This window comes from Proteus sp. FZP2095 (assembly GCF_023701425.1).
Lineage (GTDB): Bacteria > Pseudomonadota > Gammaproteobacteria > Enterobacterales > Enterobacteriaceae > Proteus > Proteus cibarius.
In genome coordinates this window covers 1,606,009-1,629,719 of record NZ_JAMQBJ010000001.1, presented here as the reverse complement: position 1 = coordinate 1,629,719, position 23,711 = coordinate 1,606,009, and the positions used below count along the sequence as shown (strand labels likewise).

The following is a 23,711-nucleotide window of genomic DNA, read 5'->3' as shown; positions in this document are numbered from 1 at the left end:
AAATATGAGTATTGAAATTAATAGTGTCACAAAATATTTTGATCGCACTGAAGTGTTGCATGATGTCAACCTTGATGTGGCTTCAGGTGAAATGGTGGCGCTGTTAGGGCCTTCAGGATCAGGTAAAACAACGCTTTTGCGTATTATTGCAGGCCTTGAACATCAAACCCAAGGAAGTATTTGTTTTGAGGGGCAAGATGTTAGTCGCTTACATGCTCGAGATCGCAAAGTTGGTTTTGTTTTTCAGCACTATGCGCTGTTTCGCCATATGACTGTATTTGAGAATATCGCTTTTGGTCTAACGGTATTGCCTCGACGAGAGCGTCCTAACAAAGAAGCTATCCATAAAAAAGTGCAACAGTTGTTAGAGATGATCCAATTGCCTCATTTAGCGCAACGTTATCCAGCACAATTATCTGGCGGGCAAAAACAGCGTGTCGCTTTAGCAAGAGCTTTGGCTGTTGAGCCTCAAATCTTATTGCTCGATGAGCCTTTTGGTGCTTTAGATACCAAAGTAAGAACGGAATTACGCCGTTGGTTACGAGAACTCCATGAAGAGCTTAAATTTACCAGTGTCTTTGTTACTCATGATCAACAAGAAGCGATGGAAGTGGCTGATCGTATTGTGATTATGGGGAATGGCAAAATAGAGCAAGTAGGTACACCACAAGAAGTATGGCAATCACCAAAAAGTCGCTTTGTTTTAGAATTTTTAGGTGATGTGAATCATCTACAAGGCGAAATTAATGGTGCTCAATTGCAGATTGGCGGATATCACTTGCCGTTATCAGTGACACCACTTTATCAAGGTTCGGTTGATGTGTTTTTACGTCCTTGGGAAATAGCATTAAGTGTACATGCCAACAGTGTTTGCCGATTGCCTGTTAAGGTTATTGAGGTATCACCAAAAGGGCATTATTGGCAGTTGATTTTACAGCCATTAGGATGGAGTGAAGTACCGATTACTGCGGTTTGGAATGATATTTCTTCGGCGCCAACAAAAGGAAATACCTATTATATGGGAGGTGCTCAAGCCCGTTTATATACGGGGGATACTCCCTTGAATACGGTGTCGTTAGCCTATACCGCTTAATTTTATTATTAATCTATCATTTCATTTCGCAATTTTTCACCCATGCTTATTTTTGGCATGGGTGTTTTAGTTTCTATGAAAATAAAGAGACTTGTCGAATCACGTTAATATTATTGCGTTAATAAGTTAAATGTGATTTCTTCATTAATACAGACAAACAAATGAGCAGGAACTTATTGTGGCAGGGTTAGAACAATTTATTGGTAATACACCATTAGTGAAACTACAACGACTTACACAAGAGGTAGACGCTGAAATCTGGGTTAAGCTTGAAGGCAATAATCCCGCAGGTTCAGTAAAAGACAGAGCTGCATTATCGATGATTGAACAAGCGGAATTACGCGGTGAGATAAAACCGGGTGATACGCTGATTGAAGCAACCAGTGGTAATACAGGTATTGCCTTGGCGATGATTGCAGCGGTAAAAGGTTACCGTTTAAAGCTGTTAATGCCTGAAAATATGAGTAAAGAGCGTCAAGCATCAATGCAAGCTTATGGCGCAGAGTTGATTTTAGTGAGTCGTGAAGTCGGTATGGAAGGTGCACGAGATCTCGCACAACAGATGGAACAACGAGGTGAGGGTAAGGTATTAGACCAATTTAATAACCCAGATAATCCAAGAGCGCATTTTATGTCCACTGGCCCTGAAATTTGGCAACAAACACAAGGTCGTATTACGCATTTTGTTTCGAGTATGGGAACAACGGGGACGATCACCGGTGTGGGTAGTTACTTAAAAACACAATCTGACAACGTGCAAATTATAGGTCTTCAACCTGAGGAAAAAAGTCAGATCCCAGGTATTCGCCGTTGGTCACCGGCTTATTTGCCTGGCATCTTTAAAAAAGAGCTGGTGGATAGTGTGATAGATATGTCACAAACAGAAGCAGAATCCACAATGCGCCTTTTAGCCAGACTAGAGGGTATCTTCTGTGGAGTAAGCTCTGGAGGAGCTGTTGCTGGCGCTCTGCGCGTTGCAAGAGAGAATCCTGGCGCAGTGATTGTTGCGATTGTTTGTGATAGAGGGGATCGTTATTTGTCGACAGGCGTTTACTCGTCATAATTCATGTTGTAGCGTTGTTGACTGCGCTCATTCGCACTAGTCACATACTTTGTCGCCTAGCTACATCTTGAATTATTTAGAGTAATAATATTGTCGAATTATTTAGAGAATTTTTAGTCTTGGTTTTTTGAATATAAAAAAACCGCCACATATGGGTGGCGGTTTAAGTAGAGAACTTCACAGAAGATTATTTTTTAATCTGAATAATAACGGTTTCACCAACAGTAACTGGGCCTGTCATTTTGGTTAAACCTTGGATTTCATCCATATTAGAGATAACAACTGGCGTTAGAACTGATTTTGCTTTTTCTTCTAAAACAGCCAAGTCAAATTCTAAAATAGTATCACCGACTTTTACTTGCTGACCTTCTTCAGCGATACGTTTAAACCCTTCACCTTTCAGTTCAACAGTGTCGATACCGAAGTGGACAAATAACTCGATACCGTTGTCAGACTCAATAGAGAAAGCATGGTTAGTCTCGAAAATTTTACCGATAGTACCATCGACTGGCGCAACAATTTTATTACCAGCAGGTTTGATAGCAATACCGTCACCTACGATTTTTTCAGCGAAAACAACATCAGGAACATCTTCGATATTGACGATTTCACCAGAAAGTGGTGCAACAATATCAATCGTGCCACTGCCTTTCTTTTCCTCTGAAACCAGTGATTTTAATTTATCAAACAGACCCATGAATCTTCTCCTAATTATTGTAGTTGGGACCGGGCTCTGGCTAATGTGATTAGCACAGTGTCTTTTCTTTAGTAAAAGTTTCTACTAAGTCCATCAATTCTTTTGCAGTTGGCTGAGCAAGTGCTTGTTCTGCCAGTGCTTTAGCATCATCGTAATTCGCATTACGGATCACTTTCTTGATGCGAGGAATTGAAATAGCACTCATACTAAACTCATCTAATCCCATGCCGAGAAGGAGCAATGTTGCTCGTTCATCTCCAGCAAGTTCACCACACATTCCAGTCCATTTACCTTCTGCATGTGATGCATCAATCACCTGTTTTATCAGGTTGAGTACTGCAGGTGACATTGGATTATATAGATGAGATATCAGCTCATTTCCACGGTCTACAGCCAGAGTATATTGTGTTAGATCGTTAGTCCCAATACTAAAAAAGTCAACTTCTTTTGCCATATGACGAGCCATTACTGCTGCGGCTGGGGTTTCTACCATCACACCGACTTCAATAGATTCATCAAAAGCTTTATTTTCTTCACGAAGCTGGCTTTTCAGTATTTCAAGTTCTGCTTTCAATGCTCGGATCTCTTCAACAGAGATAATCATTGGAAACATAATGCGTAGTTTACCAAAAGCAGATGCTCTTAAGATAGCACGTAATTGCGAATGAAGGATCTCTTTACGGTCAAGACAAATACGAATTGCACGCCAACCTAAGAATGGATTCTCTTCTTTTGGTAGGTTCATGTAAGGTAAGTCTTTATCACCGCCAATATCCATAGTACGAATAATGACCGCAGGACTTCCAACAGCTTCTGCTACCGCTTTATAGGCTTGGAATTGCTCATCTTCTGTTGGTAAAGAGTCTCTATCCATAAATAAGAATTCGGTACGATACAGACCAACACCTTCAGCACCGTTACGTTCAGCACCAGCAACATCTCGAACTGTACCAATATTAGCGCAAACTTCGACTTGATGCCCATCAAGTGTAATAGCAGGTAAATCTTTGAGTTTTGCTAATTCTTCTTTTTCGTGCAGGTACTCTTCTTTGATAGCTTTTAATGTTTCTAGTTCCTCATCTGATGGATTAATAATGATTTTGTTATTAATCGCATCAAGAACAAGATAATCGTCTTTTTTGATAGTTTCTGTCGCATTAGATGTTCCCACAATCGCTGGAATTTCTAATGAACGAGCCATGATAGAGGTGTGAGAGGTTCTACCGCCCAAGTCAGTGATAAAACCTAATACGTTGTCTAAGCTTAATTGTGCAGTTTCAGAAGGGGTAAGGTCAGTTGCAACTAAAATCACTTTTTCTGAGATAGCGCTTAAATCGATAATTGGCATATCTAAGATATTGCGCATTAAGCGTTTACCAATATCGCGAACGTCGGCAGCACGTTCTTTTAGGTATTCATCGTCTAATGCTTCTAATGCAGTTGCTTGATCTTCAATAACAGATTGAACTGCAGCTTCAGCGGTTTTTTTGTCGCTTTTGATGAGAGTAACAATTTCTTGTTCTAACTCTTCATCTTCTAGCAGCATGATATGACCTTCAAAGATTTCGGCTTTATCCGCACCAAGGTTCTTTTCTGCACGCTCTTTAATGATTTCTAGTTGTTGTGCAGATTTGTTACGGCCGTCTTTAAAGCGTTCGATTTGATTCTCAATCTCATCACTTTGGATCTTACGTTGGCTAATGATGATAGGTTCTTCTTTGAGGAGAAGGGTTTGACCAAAAGCGATACCGGGTGATGCTAAAATTCCTGAAATCATAATTTATCCTACGACTTGCTGGTGATAATCTTAAAAGAATAGGATTGCAAAATACTGTTGTTTTAAAATCATCATTGAGATTATTAACTCCCCTGAATAGTTTCAGGGGAATAAGTACTGTGTTAACGTTTAATCGCGAATTACTCTAATTCCGCCATTAATTTTACTAACGCTTCAACAGCTTGTTTTTCATCTTCGCCTTCAGCAGAGATAGTCACTACAGTACCTTGGGTTAAGCCTAAAGTTTGTAATTTGAAAAGGCTCTTAGCGCTGGCAGATTTACCGCTAGAGATAAGCGTGATATCAGAAGAGAATGTTTTGGCTTCTTTTACAAATTGTGCCGCAGGACGAGTATGTAAGCCGTTTGGTGCTGTAATAGTAACTTCTTGCTGGTACATAGGATTTTTTCCTTTTATAACTCAATTGTTCACATTAAGTCAGGACTTAGTAAGTGTAGATGAATTTGTCCTGCTTTGCGTAGCAATATCAGATAATATTAAGTCGTAAAGCGTCATCTGATAAAAATAGTGTTCAGAAAGATAAAAGAGTTTATTTTTGTCATCTCGGTTATTTTCTGATTAATTTCGACCTTCGAAATAATTAATTGATTAAATACTAAACTCGAAGAAATAAATCACCTGTCTGGATGACAAACTTTGATCTCTACCACAAAAAAAGCACCATTTAGGTGCTTTTTTAATAAATATTTTACAATTGAGATGACGCGATTTAGCTGTCAGAAATGTCAGCAAAAAGTGGGGTGCTTAAATAACGCTCACCTGATGAAGGTAAAATAACTACGATTTCTTTGTTTGCAAATTCTGGTTCTTTTGCGAGTTTTACTGCTGCAGCAATCGCTGCACCAGAAGAAATACCAGCGAGAATACCTTCTTTAGTCATTAGTTCACGAGCGGTATCAAAGGCTTCTTCGTTAGTGATTTGAATAACACGATCCAGTAACGATAAATCTAGGTTTTCAGGAATAAAACCGGCACCAATACCTTGGATTTTATGTGGGCCTGGTTTAATTTCTTCACCTGCTAAGGCTTGTGTAATAACAGGGGAGCCTGTAGGTTCAACCGCAACCATTGTCACCGCTTTACCTTGAGTCTTTTTCAAATAGCGACCAATACCCGTAATTGTACCACCCGTACCGACGCCAGCAATAACAGCAGCTACTTCACCATCTGTATCATTCCAGATCTCTGGGCCTGTGGTTTTTTCATGGATTTCAGGATTAGCTGGGTTGCTAAATTGTTGTAGTAAAAGGTAACGCTTAGGATCGCTCTCGCGAATTTCATTGGCTTTATCAATGGCACCTTTCATGCCTTTAGCGCCTTCAGTCAGCACTAAATTAGCACCCAATGCCTTGAGTAATTTACGACGTTCTACACTCATGGTATCAGGCATGGTCAGTGTTAATTTGTAGCCACGAGCCGCTGCAACGTAAGCAAGAGCAATCCCAGTATTACCACTGGTAGGCTCTACAAGCTCAACGCCTTCTTTGAGAATACCTTTCTTTTCTGCATCCCAAATCATGTTGGCACCGATACGGCATTTTACACTGAAGCTTGGGTTACGAGATTCCACTTTAGCCAGAATGTTACCATTTCCGAAATGCTTTAAGCGAATTAAGGGAGTGTGTCCAATAGTTTGCGAGTTGTCTTCGAAAATCTTGCTCATTTTTATCCTCGGTACATGATTTTTATAAGGTCAGATGAAATTACCATACGCCATCAAGCTAAAGATGGAAATAAGCTTTATGAATATACTTATAACTTTTTCATCTTTTTATTCCAAAAGGTTCTAATCAAGAGTCAGTGAGACGATTCACAAATTAATAAACCAAGAGATGTACAGTATATTGATGGCTGATAATCTATTTTTAACTACATTTATTGCAAATACAGGGGTCATAATGGAAACCATTGAAGAGTTGATTAGCGCACTTGAGCTCGCTGTGCCTGAATTAGATGCGCAAGTTTTACGTGAAAATTTACCCGAGTCTGATGCTCAAGAAGATGTCCTTAATTGGTTATATGAATCACTCTCAGCTCAAGGATTAATGGACTATGTGGAGTGGACAGAATATTTTGGTGATATTCCTGATCTAAAATCGTTAGAGCATATTTCTTTTCCTGAATCACCAAGTGCATTGATTTTATCTCAAGTTGAAAATATTGATTGGGATGAGGTGAGTGTAGACCCTTATATGTTGCCTTATGAATTACCTTATCTTGAATATATTAACCACTTTTTGACAGAGAAAGGGTTACGATTAGTGGATCTCACACCATTTGAAAATGCTTATATTTTCTGTATTCGAGATGATGAAGAGATTATGGAAAAATTAGATGGTGCATTAAATATTTTTGAAATGGGTATTAATGAGCGTGAGCCGATGGATAAGGAAGAAACGAAAGATTATATTCGCTCATTAATTGAGTAATGCACTCAATAACTCAATAAACCAAACTACGATTTAGACAAAAATGATAAAATAAAACCCCGTCTTAATAAAACGGGGTTTTTCTCATTTATCGATAAGTCGTTAAATTAAATCTACCACTGTCCATTTTGTACATGCTGTTTACGATAACGATCGCACCACATTGCGGTTGCTCCACAAATTGCAACCGGCATGATGACTAAATTTAGAATAGGGATCATAGTAAAAATATTAATAACCATACCAAATTGAAGATTATTCCATTTGTCTTGTTTCAGCGAAGATTTCATCGCTGCAAATGAAATTTTATGGTTATCAAATGGGAAGTCATTATATTGGATTGCCATCATCCAAGCACCAAAAGCAAACCATAAAATAGGGGCAACAGTTTGTCCTATAGCAGGAATAAAATAGAGCAATAACAAGACAATAGCACGAGGCAAATAATAAGCTATTTTAGTTAGCTCACGTTTTAAAATACGAGGAACATCCTTCAATATACCTGCAACACCTGTATCTGGTGGTGCTATGCCGGTTATTTGACCTTCTAACTTTTCAGCCAATAATCCATTAAACGGAGAAGCAATAATATTGGCTAAAGTACTAAAGAAATAAGTAAACACCAATAAAATAAAAATAACGGATAATGGCCAGATTAAATAACTCAACCACTGTAGCCAATCCGGGACTTTTTCCATCATCCAATTGACCATGCCACCTATTTGACCATATAACCACCAAAAGGCGCTTCCGAGAATAATAATATTGGCAAGTAGGGGTAAGATAACAAAACGTTTTAGCCCTTTGCGTGTAATTAAACGCCAACCAAGAGCAAAATAATGAAATCCATTTAAATTTTTATTCGTTTCTGTCAAATTTGTCATACTTCCTATTCTCTCCAATGAGGGCAAGCTAGTATCATATAGGGAGATAATCAGCCTTACTAGTCATGAATTGTCTAAAAAATGCGCATAAGAGATTGATGTGTGTATCTTTGTGACAAGAAAATTAAGTATTGGCTTGCACTTATGAGCATTGGCAAATACTCTTAGTAAAAAGTAATATTTGCCAACGTGGCTATTAAACCTCAAGACAACAGAGATAGAAATGATGCAGCAAAATTTGCGTCTGATATTAATCGTTGTTGGTGCGATTTTAATCATAGCTTTGTTATTACACGGCTTATGGATTGGTCGAAAAGAGCGTTCTAAGCTTTTCCGTAATCGCCCAGTAAAACGTCAGAAACAGAATTATCAGTCAGATGAGAACGATGACGAACCACAATATGCTGAGGCTAGTCATCAGACATCAACTTTATCCTCTACTGAAAAGCGGGAGAGTGAGCCACCGATAAAATCGGAGCCTCTACATGAACCTGAAATTTCAGTGGCAGATAGAGATCCATTAATGTCTGAAACCCAAACTAAAGGGAGCTCTCACGATACTTCATTACAGCAAGAGCCTAGTCTTGGTGTTTTTGATGTCATTGAAAAAGAGTCTGTACCAATTGTTAGGGATGAGCCAAAACAAGAACCAGTGGTTAATGTTGCGAGTGAAATAAAATCACACGTTAATACAGTGAGCCCATCTGCGAGTTTTGAGCCGTCAATTTCAGAGACAACGGCTCATGTGACTCCTGTTGAAACTGAGGCTTCACATCATGCTCTGGCTGAAGAACCGATAGCTGAATCTGCTCCACAAGCAACAGAAGCAGAGAAAGAGCTGGTTATTGTTTTAAACGTAAGTGCACATCATGGTCAAATGCTAGATGGTGAAGTATTGATGCAAAGTATCATTCAAGCAGGATTCCAGTTTGGCGAAATGAATATTTTCCATCGTCATCTTAATCCAACAGCGAATGGTCCTGTTTTGTTTAGTTTAGCGAATATGGTGAAACCGGGAACATTTAATATTGATACGATGGCTGAATTAACGACACCAGGTGTATCGATGTTTATGATGGTGCCATCTTATGGTGATGCTAACCAAAACTTTAAGTTGATGTTGCTTACGGCGCAACGTATCGCATCTGATGTAGGTGGTGTTGTGCTGGATGATGAACGTAAACTCTTAACGCCACAAAAAATTGAGCTTTATAAATCTAGGATCCGCAGGACGCTGGATTTAAATCAATAGCTTTTGTCTGTAAAAAGCCCCCGCTTGCGGGGGTTTTTCTTCTTTGGTGATAATCATGAATAAAAACACTCAACAAAAAATTGATAAACTTCGCGTTACTCTACGTCACCATGAATATCTCTATCATGTCATGGACGCACCTGAAATACCTGATGCTGAATACGATCGCTTAATGAATGAGCTAAAAGCATTAGAAGCTGAACACCCTGAATTAATTACTTCTGATTCGCCAACACAGCGGGTCGGCGCCTTACCTCTGACAGCATTTGAGCAAGTGAGACATGAAATTCCGATGCTCTCTTTAGATAATGCTTTTGATGAAACAAGCTATCTAGCTTTTGATAAGCGTTTACGTGATCGTTTAAAAAATAGTGAAGAGATCACTTTCTGTTGTGAATTAAAATTAGATGGATTAGCGGTGAGTTTACTTTATGAAAATGGAGTATTAGTACAAGCTGCAACGCGAGGTGACGGTACAACAGGGGAAAATATCACTGAGAATGTGAGAACAATTAAGGCTATTCCACTACGTTTATATGGCGAAGATATCCCTGCTCGCATTGAAATTCGTGGCGAAGTCTTTATGAATGAAAAAGGCTTTGAATATTTAAACGAGGAAGCGCGACGTACTGGTGGAAAAGTTTTTGCTAACCCTCGTAATGCCGCAGCTGGCTCATTAAGACAGCTCGATCCTCGTATTACAGCAAAACGTCCATTAACCTTTTTCTGTTATGGCGTTGGTGTACTAGAAGGTGGTGAATTACCAACAAGCCACTATGAGCGCCTACAACAATTTAAAAAATGGGGATTACCCGTTAGCGATGCTGTAAAACTTTGCTCAGGTAGCAAAGCAGTCCTTGATTTTTATCACCATGTAGAAGAAATTCGCCCTAATTTAGGTTTTGATATTGATGGTGTTGTTATCAAAGTTGATGATATTGCGCTGCAAGAAGAACTGGGTTTTGTATCAAGAGCACCACGTTGGGCTATTGCTTATAAATTCCAAGCTCAAGAGCAAATGACGATTATCAAAGATGTTGAATTCCAAGTAGGGCGTACTGGTGCGATTACACCTGTCGCACGTTTAGAGCCTGTTCAAGTAGCGGGTGTGGTTGTGAGTAACGCAACGTTACACAATGCTGATGAAATTGAACGCTTAGGGATACGCATTGGCGATACCGTGGTTATTCGCCGAGCTGGTGATGTTATTCCTCAGGTTGTCAGTGTGATTGAAGAAAAACGTCCTGATGATGCTCAAGAAATTATCTTTCCGACACATTGTCCTATTTGTGATTCTGATGTTGAGCGCATTGAAGGTGAAGCTGTTGCACGTTGTACTGGTGGTTTAATTTGTGGCGCGCAACGTAAAGAAGCACTTAAACATTTTGTTTCACGTCGAGCCATGGATGTGGATGGAATGGGTGATAAAATTATCGACCAACTGGTTGAGAAGGAATATGTCAAAACACCTGCTGATCTCTTCCGTTTAGATGAAAAAATCCTGTCTGGTTTAGAGCGAATGGGTGAAAAATCAGCTAAAAAATTGATCACGGCTTTAGATAAGGCTAAATCAACGACATTTGCACGTTTTATTTATGCACTGGGTATTCGAGAAGTTGGTGAAGCAACAGCAAGTGGATTAACAACACATTTCTCAACACTTGATGCATTACGAAATGCAGATGTTGAAGCACTAAAATCCGTTCCTGATGTGGGCGATGTTGTGGCTAAACATGTCGTTAATTTCTTCCAAGAAGAACACAATAGAACGGTTATTGAACAATTGATCAATGATGCCGGTATTACATGGCAAGCGCCTGTTATTGTGACTCATGAAGCAGGTGATAATCCATTTGCGGGCAAAACTGTTGTGTTAACTGGATCACTTTCACAATTAACGCGTGATGAAGCAAAAGACAGATTAGCTGCATTAGGCGCAAAAGTGAGCGGAAGTGTTTCTAAAAAAACAGATATGGTAATTGCAGGTGAAGCTGCTGGCTCTAAGTTAGTGAAAGCTAACGAATTGGGGATAGCCATTATCGATGAAGATGAAATGATACGACTACTTGATCAATCGAAATAATCATTCTACTATTTAATAAATGCTACTGGGAAAACCTTCTCAGTGGCATTTTTACTTAAGCTAAATTTACATTTAATGTTTCTTAAGTAACTTTCAAAGTGTGATCAACCTATCTTATTTAATAAATAGTGTGTATGCGGTTTCATGAGATTGTGACAATAGTCACATCCTAATGTTACGCGTTACATAAAATGCTCTACAAGATTTATTTTTATTTTTGGAGCATGCATGTCCTCTATCATTCACTTCGTTTTAGCACTCGCCGTTATTGGCGCATTAGCATTCGTTGCGAGTAACAATCGCAAAGGGATCCGTTTGCGTTATATCGTGCAGTTATTAGTTATTGAAATCGCATTAGCATGGTTCTTCCTCAACTCTGATGTTGGTGAAGGCTTTGTTCGTGGCTTCGCTGGATTATTTGATCACTTATTAGGTTATGCCGCACAAGGTACTGAATTCGTATTCGGTGGCATGATGAAAGGTGGTTTAGCATTCTTCTTCCTGAATGTCTTATGTCCAATTATCTTTATTTCTGCATTAATTGGTATTCTTCAACATATCAAAGTATTACCTTTCGTGATCCGCATTATCGGTACTGTGCTTTCTAAAGTGAACGGTATGGGGAAACTGGAATCATTCAACGCAGTGAGCTCACTAGTTCTTGGTCAGTCAGAGAACTTTATTGCTTATAAAGATGTATTAAGCAAAATGTCTCAGCGTCGTATGTACACCATGGCTGCAACAGCAATGTCGACAGTATCAATGTCGATTGTTGGTGCATACATGACAATGTTAGATCCAAAATACGTTGTTGCTGCTCTAGTACTGAATATGTTCAGTACTTTTATCGTCCTTTCTGTGATTAACCCATACTCTGTTGAAAATGAAGAAGAGATCCAAATGGGTAATCTGCATGAAGGTCAAAGCTTCTTTGAAATGTTAGGTGAATACATCTTAGCAGGTTTCAAAGTTGCATTAATCGTTGCTGCAATGCTGATTGGTTTCATTGCATTAATCGCTGCTGTGAATGCGATTTTCAGCATGATTTTCGGTATTAGCTTCCAAGATTGCTTAGGTTACGTTTTCTATCCATTAGCATGGGTAATTGGTGTACCAGAGCAAGATGCATTACGTGTTGGTAGTGTGATGGCAACTAAATTAGTATCTAATGAATTTGTTGCAATGGGTAGTTTACAAGATATCGCTGCTGAAATTTCACCGCGCTCTGTAGGTATCTTATCTGTATTCTTAGTTTCATTTGCTAACTTCTCTTCAATCGGGATTGTTGCAGGTGCGATTAAAGGTCTAAACGAAGTACAAGGTAACGTTGTTTCTCGTTTCGGTCTGAAATTACTATTCGGTTCTACATTAGTTAGCTTCTTATCAGCAGCTATCGCAGGTCTGTTTGTTTAATCTTTGAAGATAAAACAGATAGCATGTGAATAAAATAACAATGTAAATAGAGTCACTTGTTAATCAAGTAACAGAAAATCAAGCAGTACCTTCGGGTACTGCTTTTTTTATCTTTAATTTATCCTATAATCGGTTTTATCCCTTCAATGACGACGTGGTAGAGAACATGTTAGAGAAACAGCACCTTATCGATATAGCAAACACACAAATGCCATTTGGCAAGTACAAAGGACGTATGCTGGTTGATTTACCTGAAGAGTATCTATTGTGGTTTGCAAAGAAAGGTGAGTTTCCTGAGGGTAAGCTGGGTCAACTCATGGAGATGACCTTAGCAATTAAAATTGAAGGTTTAGAAGGACTATTAAAACCATTAAAGCGGTGATGTTAATTATTATCCATAGCTGATTTACCAGGTGTTAATGCATTAATGATTTTCTGACTTAATTCAATAAATAATGTTTGCTCTCCAAGCGTTAAGCATTCACTTATTTTCTCAGCATTTTGTTTTCGGCCTAACGCCGCTCTTGCCAGAAAAGCGTGACCCTCATCAGTTAAATGAGTAATAAGCTCACGCTTGTCTTTTTCAGAACGATACTGTGCAATAAATCCTAAGGATTTTAATCCCCGCATAAATTTCGATAAATTCTGTCTTGAAATTGCCAATGAATCACTTAATTGAGAAGGGGTTAAGTCACCTCGTAAGCGCAATAATTCTAAAATATCATATTGGCCCCAAGTGACTTGTTCTGGTGTATAACGAGTTCGTTGCGCGACTAATGTGCATTGTAATAATGACAATGCGTTTTCTAATTTACACTTCTCCATAAATACGCTATCTCATAAATTATGTTAACTAAAGTTAATATTATCAGGTGATTCATTACGAATAAACTTTATATTGATTAACTAAAGTTAATCAAATAAGATGGCGTATAGTTAACTTTGGTTAACTACCTTGTGGTTGCCCGATAAAACTTGATGCAGTTGATAAGAGGTGAAGTTGAAATGATGGACTATTTTAAAGATAAAGTGATTTTAGTCACAGGAGCAAGTACAGGTGTGGGTGAAGGCATTGCACAATTGCTATTCCAACGTGGTGCAACGGTCTTCATTACTGGTCGGCATTTAGAGGAAATAACAAAAACAGCACGTTCTATTGATATAACAGGCAAAAAGGTCATCGCTTTACAGGCGGATATGACCTCATTTTCTCAAGTTGAAAAAATGATTGAAACTATTATCGCTCAAGTTGGAGCATTACATGGCTTAGTTAATAATGCAGGGATCACAGGACCTCATAATACATCTATTGTCGATTATGAGATTGAAGATTGGAAGGCGGTTATTGATACGGACATTAATGGCGTATTTTATGGTATGAAATATGGCATACCTGCAATATTGAAAAGTGGGGGAGGGAGTATTGTGAATCTTTCTTCATCTAATGGCATTGTGGGGATTGCAGGTATTTCAGCATATACAGCAGCTAAACACGCCGTATTAGGGATCACGCGTTCAGCTGCACTTGAGTTTGCAGACAAAGGAATAAGGATCAATGCAATTGGGCCTGGTTATGTCGATACACCAAAAATGCAAATGCTACCCAATGAAGTACGTGAATGGATGGCAAATACACATCCAATGAAACGAATGGCAACCAGAGAGGAAGTCGCTAAAACGGTCGCATTTTTACTTTCAGATGAAAGCAGTTTCTCAACGGGAGCATTTTATGCCATTGATGGGGGTTACACTGCACAATAAAAATAAATAAAGAGGGGGAGTAGAAAACAAAAAATCCCGAAGATTTCTCTTCAGGATCTTAAAATTCTGGTGGAGCTAAACGGGATCGAACCGTTGACCTCTTGCATGCCATGCAAGCGCTCTCCCAACTGAGCTATAACCCCACATATTGGATTGTTCTAGAAGTATATTGGTGGAGCTAAGCGGGATCGAACCGCTGACCTCTTGCATGCCATGCAAGCGCTCTCCCAACTGAGCTATAGCCCCAACATACTGGAACGGGCTTGATAATAGGCAACAAGCACAATACTGTCAATCAGTTAATCTCACATTATTTATTGATTGCTGAAAAAGAGTACAAAAAAAAGATACATTCCCTATTTTAGGAATGTATCTTTCTTAATAAGCAAGATTAACGAGTAAATTAAGCTTGGTTTTCTCTTTCAGTAATAAAGTCTAATGCTTTATTAATGCGCGCAACGCTACGAGTTTTACCAATAGCGTGAACGGTAACATCTAAGCCAGGAGATTGACCTGCGCCTGTTACAGCAACACGTAATGGCATACCAACTTTACCCATACCCACTTCTAATTCATCAGCGGTATCTTGAATTGCTTGGTGAACATTTTCAGCTGTCCACTCTGTAATTGCTGATAATTTATCGCGAACGACTTCTAATGGTTGACGAGCAACTGGACGTAAATGTTTTTTCGCTGCTGTTTCTTCAAAGGTGTCAAAATCAACATAGAAGTAATGGCAACTTTCAGCCATCTCTTTTAATGTTTTGCAACGTTCGCCTAATAATTTGATCAGCTCAACTAATGATGGGCCATTACTGGTATCAATATTTTGTTGTTTAATATGCCAATCCAAATGAACAGCAACTTTCTCTGCTGGCAGTGTATTGATGTAGTGATGGTTTAACCAAAGCAGTTTATCAGTATTAAATGCGCTTGCGGATTTACTAATCGCTTCTAAAGTGAAATGCTCAATCATTTCATCAATAGTAAAGATCTCTTGGTCACCGTGAGACCAGCCTAAACGAACTAAGTAGTTTAATAATGCTTCTGGTAAATAGCCTTCATCACGATATTGCATTACGCTGACCGCGTTATAACGTTTAGAAAGTTTTTTACCATCATCACCTAAAATCATTGATACGTGAGCATATTCAGGCACAGGTGCGCCTAATGCTTTGAGAATATTGATTTGGCGAGGTGTGTTGTTGATGTGATCTTCACCACGAATAACGTGAGTGATTTCCATATCCCAGTCATCAATAACAACACAAAAGTTATAAGTTGGAGAACCATCAGTACGACGAATAATCAGATCGTCAAGCTCTTGGTTACTAAATTCAATTGGACCACGAATTTTGTCATCAAAAATGACAGAACCTTCTTGTGGGTTTAAGAAACGCACAACATGAGGTTCATCAGCGCTGTGATTATGGTTACCACCACGACAACAACCATCGTAACGAGGTTTTTCACCTTTCGCCATTTGATCTTCGCGCAGTTGCTCTAAACGCTCTTTAGTGCAATAGCAACGGTATGCAGTACCCGCAGATAGCATTTGATCAATCACTTGGTTATAGCGATCGAAGCGTTTAGTCTGATAATAAGGACCTTCATCCCAATTCAGATTTAACCAATTCATACCGTCCATGATTGCATCGATGGCTGGCTGTGTAGAACGTTCTAAGTCGGTATCTTCTATACGCAGTACAAATTCGCCCTTATTGTGACGGCTATATAACCAGGAATAAAGTGCGGTACGCGCACCACCAACATGTAGATAGCCAGTAGGACTTGGTGCAAAACGGGTTTTTATTTTACTCATTGGGATTGCCTTTGTACGTCTTACTTATATATAGATAAGTAATCGTGATTATCAAAAAAACGAAATGGTTGCCTTATTTTATCACTGGATGCTAATTCCTCAATGCCATTAAGCTTTTAACAGAGATAAAATTTTTAAATTGATGATTTTTTGTTTGACGAATACTACCTATAGGATTACTTTGGTTAATTGCTGTGTCACTTATGGTGCTAAAAAAAGCATCTTGACTAAAAATAAAACGAACGATCGTTTTCACGATAAAAAACTGATAAAAATCGTTGACTCATAGCGCAGTATCCCTATAATGCACCCCATCACGACGGGCGGTTAGCTCAGTTGGTAGAGCATCTCCCTTACAAGGAGGAGGTCGTTGGTTCGAGCCCAATACCGCCCACCATTATTTTTTCGTTGTGATAAGTTGTATGATTTAGTGTAATTGGGCGGTTAGCTCAGTTGGTAGAGCATCTCCCTTACAAGGAGGAGGTCGTTGGTTCGAGCCCAATACCGCCCACCAATTACATTAAAGCGTGGTAGTGAGAATTTAGTCATCATGAAGTGGGCGGTTAGCTCAGTTGGTAGAGCATCTCCCTTACAAGGAGGAGGTCGTTGGTTCGAGCCCAATACCGCCCACCACTTCATCCGGTTATTTCGCGCAATATCACACAGTTAGGTATGGGTCGTTAGCTCAGTCGGTAGAGCAGTTGACTTTTAATCAATTGGTCGGGCGTTCGAATCGCCCACGACCCACCATTCCTAAAAATACAACATAAAGTAGTGAACATTGTGACGGGTCGTTAGCTCAGTCGGTAGAGCAGTTGACTTTTAATCAATTGGTCGGGCGTTCGAATCGCCCACGACCCACCATTCACAAAGCTACTTACAGATTTACGCAAAATTATTAAATGGGTCGTTAGCTCAGTCGGTAGAGCAGTTGACTTTTAATCAATTGGTCGGGCGTTCGAATCGCCCACGACCCACCATTTAATAATAAAGCGGGCGGTTAGCTCAGTTGGTAGAGCATCTCCCTTACAAGGAGGAGGTCGTTGGTTCGAGCCCAATACCGCCCACCACTTCTTTATATCCTCGTTATCGCTTCTTATTTACTTCCCTAGAGTTTTTCTAAAAGAATTAATAATAGTTATTTGGTTTCTCATACCTGCTATCTGCGTTATTGCTGTTAGTTGCATCCTTTGAGCCTTAATCTTTTTCTCTGTGTGCACTGTTCTATTATGTTGCTCGTTGCTTCACTTATGGCTACATATCCCTATAGACATACTTTACTAGCCCTTTGTATTGGCATCATCTCTTTATCCTTACTTAGCTACTTATTTTGTTCCCTTGGAGCTCTTAGTTTCTAAGACTGTTTTAACTTGTTATTGCATTGTGCTTGTCGTGAAGAGTGCTCATAAGTCATTTTTTTTATTACACTTTTTTACATTCTGTCATGTTTTCATCATTTAAATGGAGCCACTTAAAAAAGAAAAGGTTCTTCTATTGTTAAGTGAATCATTTTTGATGAGGAATTGCGCTCAGTAGAAAATATGTATTTATTTTTGAGCGGGGTTCAAATGTCAATCTGAAAATATTAAAGAAATTACTCTAATTGAAAAAGAAAAACCTACTCCTTTTGGGGGGAGGTATAGGTATTTCCAATTTTTTAATAAAATTAAATAACCTTAGATGCACTGTGATAAATTATTTGCTCATTTCTTATGAGCAATATCTCTCATAAAATGAGCAAGTTAAAACATTTTGAGTCAGCATTGATAAATATGTGGTACTCATTTTTTAAGAAAAAAACAGAAGATTAAAAGATAAAAATTGGGCTTTATAGTTAATCTTTCTTACTTTTTATAAATCATTGGATTGTGCTAGTAATAATAAAGGTTAAATATAATGATGTTTTATCTTCTTTTTTGAAGGTGGGATATAGTAAGAAATCTTGCATAACTATTTGATTTAAAACGAACTAAGTTTAAGATTTGATATTTATCAACCTTTACACCATAATGAGCTGGATAGTAAATGATATAAAGCAAAAAGCACTTGTTTCATCAGTAATTGATTTGTCCTGAAGTGGTTAATTTCATTTTTTACGAAAAATGGAGAAATTTGTGCATTTGGCAGGAATATAAATTATATAAAAATATTAATGTTTATTTTCTCGTAAGAATAACTCTTATATGGAATACGTGTAATTACTTAGGATGTAAAAAGGTTAATTTTTATTTTTTTTAACAAAATTAGATCATGCCAAAGTTGATATTTAACAGTTCATTCCCTTGTGAATTTAACTTAAGATGTAATTATTACTCTATTTTTACAATGTGCCAAATGCGCGTATTTGAGTGAAAAAGAAAGAATAGTATTACATGGTCATAAAAAGAATGGTTTTTATAATAATACGCTTAGCTTTCAAATAACCTACTGATAAAACAAAAATATTTATATTAAGACTTACTTTTTTTCTATTTCATAAAGAAGATTTTTAATCTAATTGAAAATTAAAATAAGTTATTCATTAATAAAAATTCAAAAAAAATGAGTAATTAAATCTATTATTTATTTATTCTAGAGTAATAAAGAATTGTGGATCTTGAAATATATTTAGTTGAAAGAGTAAGGGTTTATGCTTATACAAATTAATTAACAAATGTTTAAAATGTGATTTATATCTATTTTTTTATGTAAGTTATGTAACGTATTGATATGGAAGAGTAATATCGGCTTGTTTGTAAAAAAAACAGATTTCATTGATATTGCTTAAGCTATTTAATAAAAATAAGAAAATCGTTACCTTTATGAGGTTAATTTATTATTTTAAATAAATTAGACTGATATAAGTTGATTTATTTTTGCACAACTCAAATAATAACACCTTAAATTAAGCTTGTACTAGATGATAATTCTAATTAGTGAGTAAAGTTTAAGAAAAAAAAAGTGTGATTTTATAAGTAAAATATTTTAACTGTATGAAAATAAAGGGGATATAGCATTATCCTAGGTATTATCAACTAGTATGAGTAAATCATTGTACTTGCACTGTCTTTTTTTGACTGGTTGAAAGTGTTTAAATGCGTAGTATATTATTTACATATGATAAGTCATGTTATGAATTGTAATATTTCTTATCTACTAAAAATAATATTTTATTAAAACAAAAAGGTGCTCTCGATAATATATAATTTTACATATTATTGCGCAGGAACACACCATTATAAATTAGATATCAATCAAAGTGAAAAGCGAGAACAATATTATGAGTAGCAAGTATCCAGTCGCTTATGCAGTTGGACAAAAAATTAAGTCATTAAGAAAATCTCAAGGTTATACTGTATTTCAGTTAGCAAAAGAGATTGATATTAGTGAACAACAGTTATTTCGTTATGAGCGTGGTGTAAACCGTATTGATATTGATTGCTTAGTTAGAGTACTTGAAGTACTAGGCGTTAATATAGGTAGCTTCTTTGAAGAAGTTACAGGCGGAATGGCTCAAGAATCTGAGCATAATGAACAACATATTCCAGCTCATTTCGATAGCAAGGCTCTTTCTATCTTCTAATAATATTCTTAAATTAAAAAGTAATTAATTTTAGAATAACTAAATTGAATAAGATAATTCTTATATATAGGTGTTTCTGTTTAGCTGATTAATAATAAGAATTTTCTTAATAGATGATATAAAGCCTTTATATGAAATCAATGCCCTTATTAGGGCATTTTACGTTTATAGGGAATGAGAATTTTTATTTTTTATAAGAAAAGAATAATTATATTGCAAATGAACCGAGACTTTCATGCTCGGAGAAATATATTCTTGTATTTATTTGTATGATAAAAAAACAGCTAATTAGTGCTTGTTTAGAATAAGCTATTCATAAAATCACCCCTTATATTACCTACCACGATTTTACCTCTTGATAACATTTTTGAAGCTATTAAACCTATGACCTTATGCGTTTTATACCAATAAATTTAAAAAGAGTGGCGTTTAATATGATAAATGCCCTAAATCCGTTTAGTGAAAAAAATGACATAGGATCAATATTTACGTATTTATCATTAAATGACTATATAGAGAACGAGTGGTAATATCAAAATAGAAGTAGTATGAGTTATTATTGCCTCTTCATCGTAAATATGAAGAGGCGGTAACAATTAGTCTTTGAGAGGTTTAAGAATGTGTTTGAGCTGCTGATCGGTGAGGGTGATATTAAAAAAAGTTTTATAGAATTGTTGAGTCTCTTTAGAGATATTAATATGCTTTGTTTGTTCTGGATATAAAACAGTCGCTAACCATAAAAATTGTAAGGCTTCCTCTGTGGTTTCACGGCACCACCAAAATAGGCCTTTAGGATTTGTGTAAACTCGGCCTTCACGTACGGCAGAGATGGATTGCCATTCAGGTGCATTCTTAATGATTTCAGTATCTCTTGCATACATAGTGACAATGACATCAGGATTGGCATGAATAACTTGTTCTAAGGAAACATCACCAGCTCGGCTTGGCACATTATCAAACCAATGTTCTGCAACGTTAATACCGCCTGCAAGTGTTATCCAATCATGATTTAACGAAGGTGCGCCAGATGTTCTTAATGGCGAACCAAAAGCATGATAGACCTTCATTGGTTTATTAGTGCTTATCTCGCTTACCGCACTTTTTACAAGAGCTTCATTACGCTGAAAGTAAGCTAAATAATCGTTTGCTAATTGGTGACTACTTGAACCTAAAATCTCACCTGTGATCAACGTTCTTTCTAACAATGCATCCATTGAACCTGATTTTAATAATGCAACACTGATCCCTGCATTTTTTAGCGCTGTCATTTGTGCATCAGATAGCTTTCCTGTTGCAAAAAAGATTTGAGGTTGGCTAACAATTAATGTTTCGATATTCAGTGTGTCATTATTCCCTTTACTAGAAATTGAAGCTGTTTTTATAGCGGGAACAATCTCGGTAAAAAAGGGAATAGTTTTGACTAAATCGGTTGTGGAAACAATTTTATCTCCAGCACCAAGCATAGCAAGTATCGCATTTTGAGCATTCCAACTCGTGGCGACTCTTTCGGGTGAGTTAGGAATAGTAATGGTTTGATTTTGATAATATTGAACAACTCGTTGTGCCTGTACATTAAAGGAGATACTGAGAGCCGAAGCTCCCAGTAACGCAATGCACAGGATTTTGAAAAAAACTTTATACATTTCGTTTTCCTCTTAGAGTTCAATGCTTACAGAAGCGGAAACTTGGCGAGGTGTGCCTAAGAAAGCATTTGCTCCCCCAATTGCGCCATTTTGGTTACCAGAGAAAATAGATGCCCAGTAATGCTCATTAGTCACGTTATCTAAATTGAGTCGGAAAGTGGTTTTCTTATCCCAATATTGTGTTTGATAACGCGCACCCAGATCGAGAGTGGTATAGGCTTTTGCCCACATCGTATTGGTGGTATTTGCTGCACGCTTACCTGTGTAGTGAACATTGGCGCTATAGATAACATTAGGCAAAGTAGGGTAATGGTATTCAGCTAATAAATTTGCTTGATATTTTGGTACGCCAACAACGTCTTTATCTTGTGTTTGAGCATTTCCTGTGTTGGTTAAAGTTGGATCTAACCAAGTCATGCTACTAAAAACGAAAAGCTCATCAGTGACTTTTCCGTTAGCGATAAGCTCTAGTCCACGGTTACGTTGTTTACCTTGTTCTTTAAAGATATTGTCGTTACCCACATAGGCAAAAGGACGCTCTAATTGGAAAATAGCTGCATTTAAATTAAGATCGCCAATTTGCGATTTAACCCCCATTTCCCATTGTTCGCTACGATAAGGTTTTAGTACTTCATTTTTGTTGTTGGCAGTGTTTGGTGCTGAATCCCCTTCTTCTAATGAATCTGCATAAGAAACATAAGTCATCACTTCAGGAATAGGTTTAAACATTAATGCGACAGTAGGGCTTAATCCATTTTCGGTGTGATTTCCACCACCAGCACGATAAGACGTTTCTTTGATCCAGTTTTGGCTTAGTGATCCCATTACTGACCATTGAGGATTAAAGGTAACGGTATCACCTAAAGTAAAAGATTGAACTTGTGAGCGACTATTTTTAGTGCGAGCTGCGCCTGTGTAGAAGCCTTCATGAGAAGGATCATCATAACGATGTGGATTATTAATATCTTGAGTTGGTAATGTGAATTTTTGATCATTACCATTTGCGCCATAAATATCCCAACGATAACCGCTAGTGGCGAGAATTAAATCATGAGATAGTGCGCCAGTCATCACATGACCATTAACATTGACAGAATGGCTTAAAATAGTAAAACGACCATAAGTTGTCGGTACTGATAACGTTGGTGTAAATTGCTTACCATCATGACTTAATTGGTTAGAAACAGAACGGAATCCGCGATCAGCCGTTTGATAGCCAATTGCTGCACTGATTTGCCAATCTTCGTTAAAATCATGTTTTAGTCGGCTACTTACTGTTCTGGTATGAAGATCAACGCCAGCAAAAGCTTGACCATAGCCGGCTTTAGTTGGATCTGGCGCATCAGGTAATGCGGTAACTTTGGGTCCATAAGAAAATGCACCAGGGTAACCTATTTTTTTAAACCAATAATCACTAAAATTCACTTCTAACACAGTATCAGACGAGATATTCCAATCAAATGCGGTACTGATTAGCTGGCGACGTGTTTTGCTACCTGCGACGTAACCTTTACCTTCATCATGCATTAGATTAATGCGATAACCAAAAGTGTTGTTATCATCAATAAAACCCCCTAAATCAAGATGGCCTTTAAATTGGTTATCACTGACATAAGTTGCATTAAGTGACGTTAAGCGTTTTAAGGTTGGACGTTTTTGTGTGAAATTAAATTGCCCACTAGGGCTTGCTGGCCCATAAAGTGAACCAGTTAGACCATTAATAATATCTACACGATCAAGCATTTCGATAGGAAAGGCTGTGGTAGAAATAATATTCACGCCATCTAAACGAGAGTTAGCAACAACATTGCCCTGCATTCCACGGTTTTGAGGACGGCCAACATCCATACCGCCACGTGCTTGCATTTGAGAAGAGGCATTATATTTTAAGATATCAGCAACATTGGTAACTTGTTGATTTTCAATCATAGATTGAGTAAAAGTATTTGTTGTATAAGGAGTATCTAACCATTTTTTCTCACCTAATGGCCCCATATCAACTTCACGAGTAACAAATCCCGCACCGGCTTCACTATTATTCACTGGCTGTGCAGTAACGACGATTTTTTCAGCATTTTCAGCAGCTACACTTGCTGATACAGCTAATGTTTGTGCTATAGCACAAGCTATTGTCGAAATAATAAATTTCTTCACGATAGACTCCCTAAATGTATTTTTTAGTTATATAAACCCATCGCTATTAAAAGTTTTA

At 37.6% G+C, this 23,711-nt stretch carries 18 protein-coding genes and 9 tRNA genes; 16 read left to right on the top strand and 11 right to left on the bottom strand.

The window, feature by feature from the left end:
- Nucleotides 1–4: 4 nt before the first annotated feature.
- Together cysA and cysM are read left to right on the top strand one after the other, a co-directional pair.
- Entirely contained in the window at nucleotides 5–1,093 is a 1,089-nt protein-coding gene (gene cysA / locus NBG71_RS07930; protein ID WP_250916743.1) for a sulfate/thiosulfate ABC transporter ATP-binding protein CysA, read from the top strand.
- Between the two features lie 178 nt (nucleotides 1,094–1,271).
- Nucleotides 1,272–2,156, top strand: coding sequence for a cysteine synthase CysM (gene cysM, locus NBG71_RS07925; RefSeq protein ID WP_075670514.1), 885 nt, complete (start codon nucleotides 1,272–1,274; stop codon nucleotides 2,154–2,156).
- A 187-nt stretch (nucleotides 2,157–2,343) separates the two neighbouring features.
- Here the strand turns inward: cysM and crr are convergent, their stop codons facing one another.
- The 4 genes from crr to cysK all read right to left on the bottom strand — a co-directional run bounded on the left by crr (nucleotide 2,344) and on the right by cysK (nucleotide 6,313).
- Nucleotides 2,344–2,853 (bottom strand): PTS glucose transporter subunit IIA, encoded by a 510-nt coding sequence (gene crr / locus NBG71_RS07920; RefSeq protein ID WP_036935451.1) that lies wholly within the window; start codon nucleotides 2,851–2,853, stop codon nucleotides 2,344–2,346.
- Between the two features lie 49 nt (nucleotides 2,854–2,902).
- Complete coding sequence (ptsI, locus tag NBG71_RS07915; protein WP_075670516.1) at nucleotides 2,903–4,630, bottom strand: phosphoenolpyruvate-protein phosphotransferase PtsI; 1,728 nt, start codon at nucleotides 4,628–4,630, stop codon at nucleotides 2,903–2,905.
- A 140-nt stretch (nucleotides 4,631–4,770) separates the two neighbouring features.
- Nucleotides 4,771–5,028 carry a phosphocarrier protein Hpr gene (gene ptsH / locus NBG71_RS07910; protein WP_006533407.1) on the bottom strand — a complete coding sequence of 86 codons (258 nt, stop codon included), beginning with the start codon at nucleotides 5,026–5,028 and terminating at the stop codon, nucleotides 4,771–4,773.
- A gap of 331 nt (nucleotides 5,029–5,359) precedes the next feature.
- Nucleotides 5,360–6,313 (bottom strand): cysteine synthase A, encoded by a 954-nt coding sequence (gene cysK / locus NBG71_RS07905; protein ID WP_075670518.1) that lies wholly within the window; start codon nucleotides 6,311–6,313, stop codon nucleotides 5,360–5,362.
- Between the two features lie 235 nt (nucleotides 6,314–6,548).
- Between cysK and NBG71_RS07900 the strand changes: the two genes are divergently transcribed.
- Nucleotides 6,549–7,079, top strand: a complete 531-nt coding sequence (locus NBG71_RS07900; RefSeq protein WP_075670520.1) for a hypothetical protein — start codon at nucleotides 6,549–6,551, stop codon at nucleotides 7,077–7,079.
- A 113-nt stretch (nucleotides 7,080–7,192) separates the two neighbouring features.
- Here NBG71_RS07900 and cysZ read toward each other — a convergent pair whose 3' ends face one another.
- Nucleotides 7,193–7,963 carry a sulfate transporter CysZ gene (cysZ, locus tag NBG71_RS07895; RefSeq protein ID WP_075670522.1) on the bottom strand — a complete coding sequence of 257 codons (771 nt, stop codon included), beginning with the start codon at nucleotides 7,961–7,963 and terminating at the stop codon, nucleotides 7,193–7,195.
- 223 nt (nucleotides 7,964–8,186) lie between these two features.
- Here cysZ and zipA point away from each other — a divergent pair, with 223 nt between their 5' ends.
- The 4 genes from zipA to NBG71_RS07875 all read left to right on the top strand — a co-directional run bounded on the left by zipA (nucleotide 8,187) and on the right by NBG71_RS07875 (nucleotide 13,093).
- Entirely contained in the window at nucleotides 8,187–9,215 is a 1,029-nt protein-coding gene (zipA, locus tag NBG71_RS07890) for a cell division protein ZipA (protein WP_156733746.1), read from the top strand.
- A 55-nt stretch (nucleotides 9,216–9,270) separates the two neighbouring features.
- Nucleotides 9,271–11,298 carry an NAD-dependent DNA ligase LigA gene (ligA, locus tag NBG71_RS07885; protein ID WP_075670526.1) on the top strand — a complete coding sequence of 676 codons (2,028 nt, stop codon included), beginning with the start codon at nucleotides 9,271–9,273 and terminating at the stop codon, nucleotides 11,296–11,298.
- A 228-nt stretch (nucleotides 11,299–11,526) separates the two neighbouring features.
- Nucleotides 11,527–12,711, top strand: a complete 1,185-nt coding sequence (locus NBG71_RS07880; protein ID WP_075670528.1) for a NupC/NupG family nucleoside CNT transporter — start codon at nucleotides 11,527–11,529, stop codon at nucleotides 12,709–12,711.
- A gap of 166 nt (nucleotides 12,712–12,877) precedes the next feature.
- Nucleotides 12,878–13,093: a DUF3820 family protein gene (locus tag NBG71_RS07875; RefSeq protein WP_023581656.1), complete on the top strand. Its 216-nt coding sequence runs from the start codon at nucleotides 12,878–12,880 to the stop codon at nucleotides 13,091–13,093.
- 2 nt (nucleotides 13,094–13,095) lie between these two features.
- Here the strand turns inward: NBG71_RS07875 and NBG71_RS07870 are convergent, their stop codons facing one another.
- The gene (locus tag NBG71_RS07870) at nucleotides 13,096–13,536 is read right to left on the bottom strand and encodes a MarR family winged helix-turn-helix transcriptional regulator (protein WP_075670530.1); all 441 of its coding nucleotides are present in this window, start codon (nucleotides 13,534–13,536) and stop codon (nucleotides 13,096–13,098) included.
- A gap of 183 nt (nucleotides 13,537–13,719) precedes the next feature.
- Between NBG71_RS07870 and NBG71_RS07865 the strand changes: the two genes are divergently transcribed.
- Complete coding sequence (locus NBG71_RS07865; RefSeq protein ID WP_075670694.1) at nucleotides 13,720–14,472, top strand: SDR family NAD(P)-dependent oxidoreductase; 753 nt, start codon at nucleotides 13,720–13,722, stop codon at nucleotides 14,470–14,472.
- Nucleotides 14,473–14,539: 67 nt separating this feature from the next.
- Here the strand turns inward: NBG71_RS07865 and NBG71_RS07860 are convergent.
- The 3 genes from NBG71_RS07860 to gltX form a co-directional block, all read right to left on the bottom strand.
- A tRNA-Ala gene (locus NBG71_RS07860) sits at nucleotides 14,540–14,615 on the bottom strand.
- A gap of 27 nt (nucleotides 14,616–14,642) precedes the next feature.
- Nucleotides 14,643–14,718, bottom strand: a tRNA-Ala gene (locus NBG71_RS07855).
- A gap of 157 nt (nucleotides 14,719–14,875) precedes the next feature.
- Nucleotides 14,876–16,294 (bottom strand): glutamate--tRNA ligase, encoded by a 1,419-nt coding sequence (gene gltX, locus NBG71_RS07850; protein WP_075670532.1) that lies wholly within the window; start codon nucleotides 16,292–16,294, stop codon nucleotides 14,876–14,878.
- 321 nt (nucleotides 16,295–16,615) lie between these two features.
- Between gltX and NBG71_RS07845 the strand changes: the two genes are divergently transcribed.
- The 8 genes from NBG71_RS07845 to NBG71_RS07810 all read left to right on the top strand — a co-directional run bounded on the left by NBG71_RS07845 (nucleotide 16,616) and on the right by NBG71_RS07810 (nucleotide 19,856).
- Nucleotides 16,616–16,691, top strand: a tRNA-Val gene (locus NBG71_RS07845).
- 41 nt (nucleotides 16,692–16,732) lie between these two features.
- Nucleotides 16,733–16,808: transfer RNA gene (locus NBG71_RS07840), tRNA-Val, on the top strand.
- A gap of 43 nt (nucleotides 16,809–16,851) precedes the next feature.
- Nucleotides 16,852–16,927: transfer RNA gene (locus NBG71_RS07835), tRNA-Val, on the top strand.
- Nucleotides 16,928–16,968: 41 nt separating this feature from the next.
- A tRNA-Lys gene (locus NBG71_RS07830) sits at nucleotides 16,969–17,044 on the top strand.
- A gap of 38 nt (nucleotides 17,045–17,082) precedes the next feature.
- Nucleotides 17,083–17,158, top strand: a tRNA-Lys gene (locus tag NBG71_RS07825).
- A 40-nt stretch (nucleotides 17,159–17,198) separates the two neighbouring features.
- Nucleotides 17,199–17,274 (top strand) — tRNA-Lys (locus NBG71_RS07820).
- Nucleotides 17,275–17,288: 14 nt separating this feature from the next.
- Nucleotides 17,289–17,364, top strand: a tRNA-Val gene (locus NBG71_RS07815).
- 2,189 nt (nucleotides 17,365–19,553) lie between these two features.
- Complete coding sequence (locus tag NBG71_RS07810; protein ID WP_075670534.1) at nucleotides 19,554–19,856, top strand: helix-turn-helix domain-containing protein; 303 nt, start codon at nucleotides 19,554–19,556, stop codon at nucleotides 19,854–19,856.
- Nucleotides 19,857–20,452: 596 nt separating this feature from the next.
- Here the strand turns inward: NBG71_RS07810 and NBG71_RS07805 are convergent.
- Nucleotides 20,453–21,499, bottom strand: a complete 1,047-nt coding sequence (locus NBG71_RS07805) for an ABC transporter substrate-binding protein (RefSeq protein WP_211838444.1) — start codon at nucleotides 21,497–21,499, stop codon at nucleotides 20,453–20,455.
- A 12-nt stretch (nucleotides 21,500–21,511) separates the two neighbouring features.
- Nucleotides 21,512–23,653, bottom strand: a complete 2,142-nt coding sequence (locus tag NBG71_RS07800; RefSeq protein ID WP_250916742.1) for a TonB-dependent receptor — start codon at nucleotides 23,651–23,653, stop codon at nucleotides 21,512–21,514.
- Between the last annotated feature and the right edge of the window lie 58 nt (nucleotides 23,654–23,711).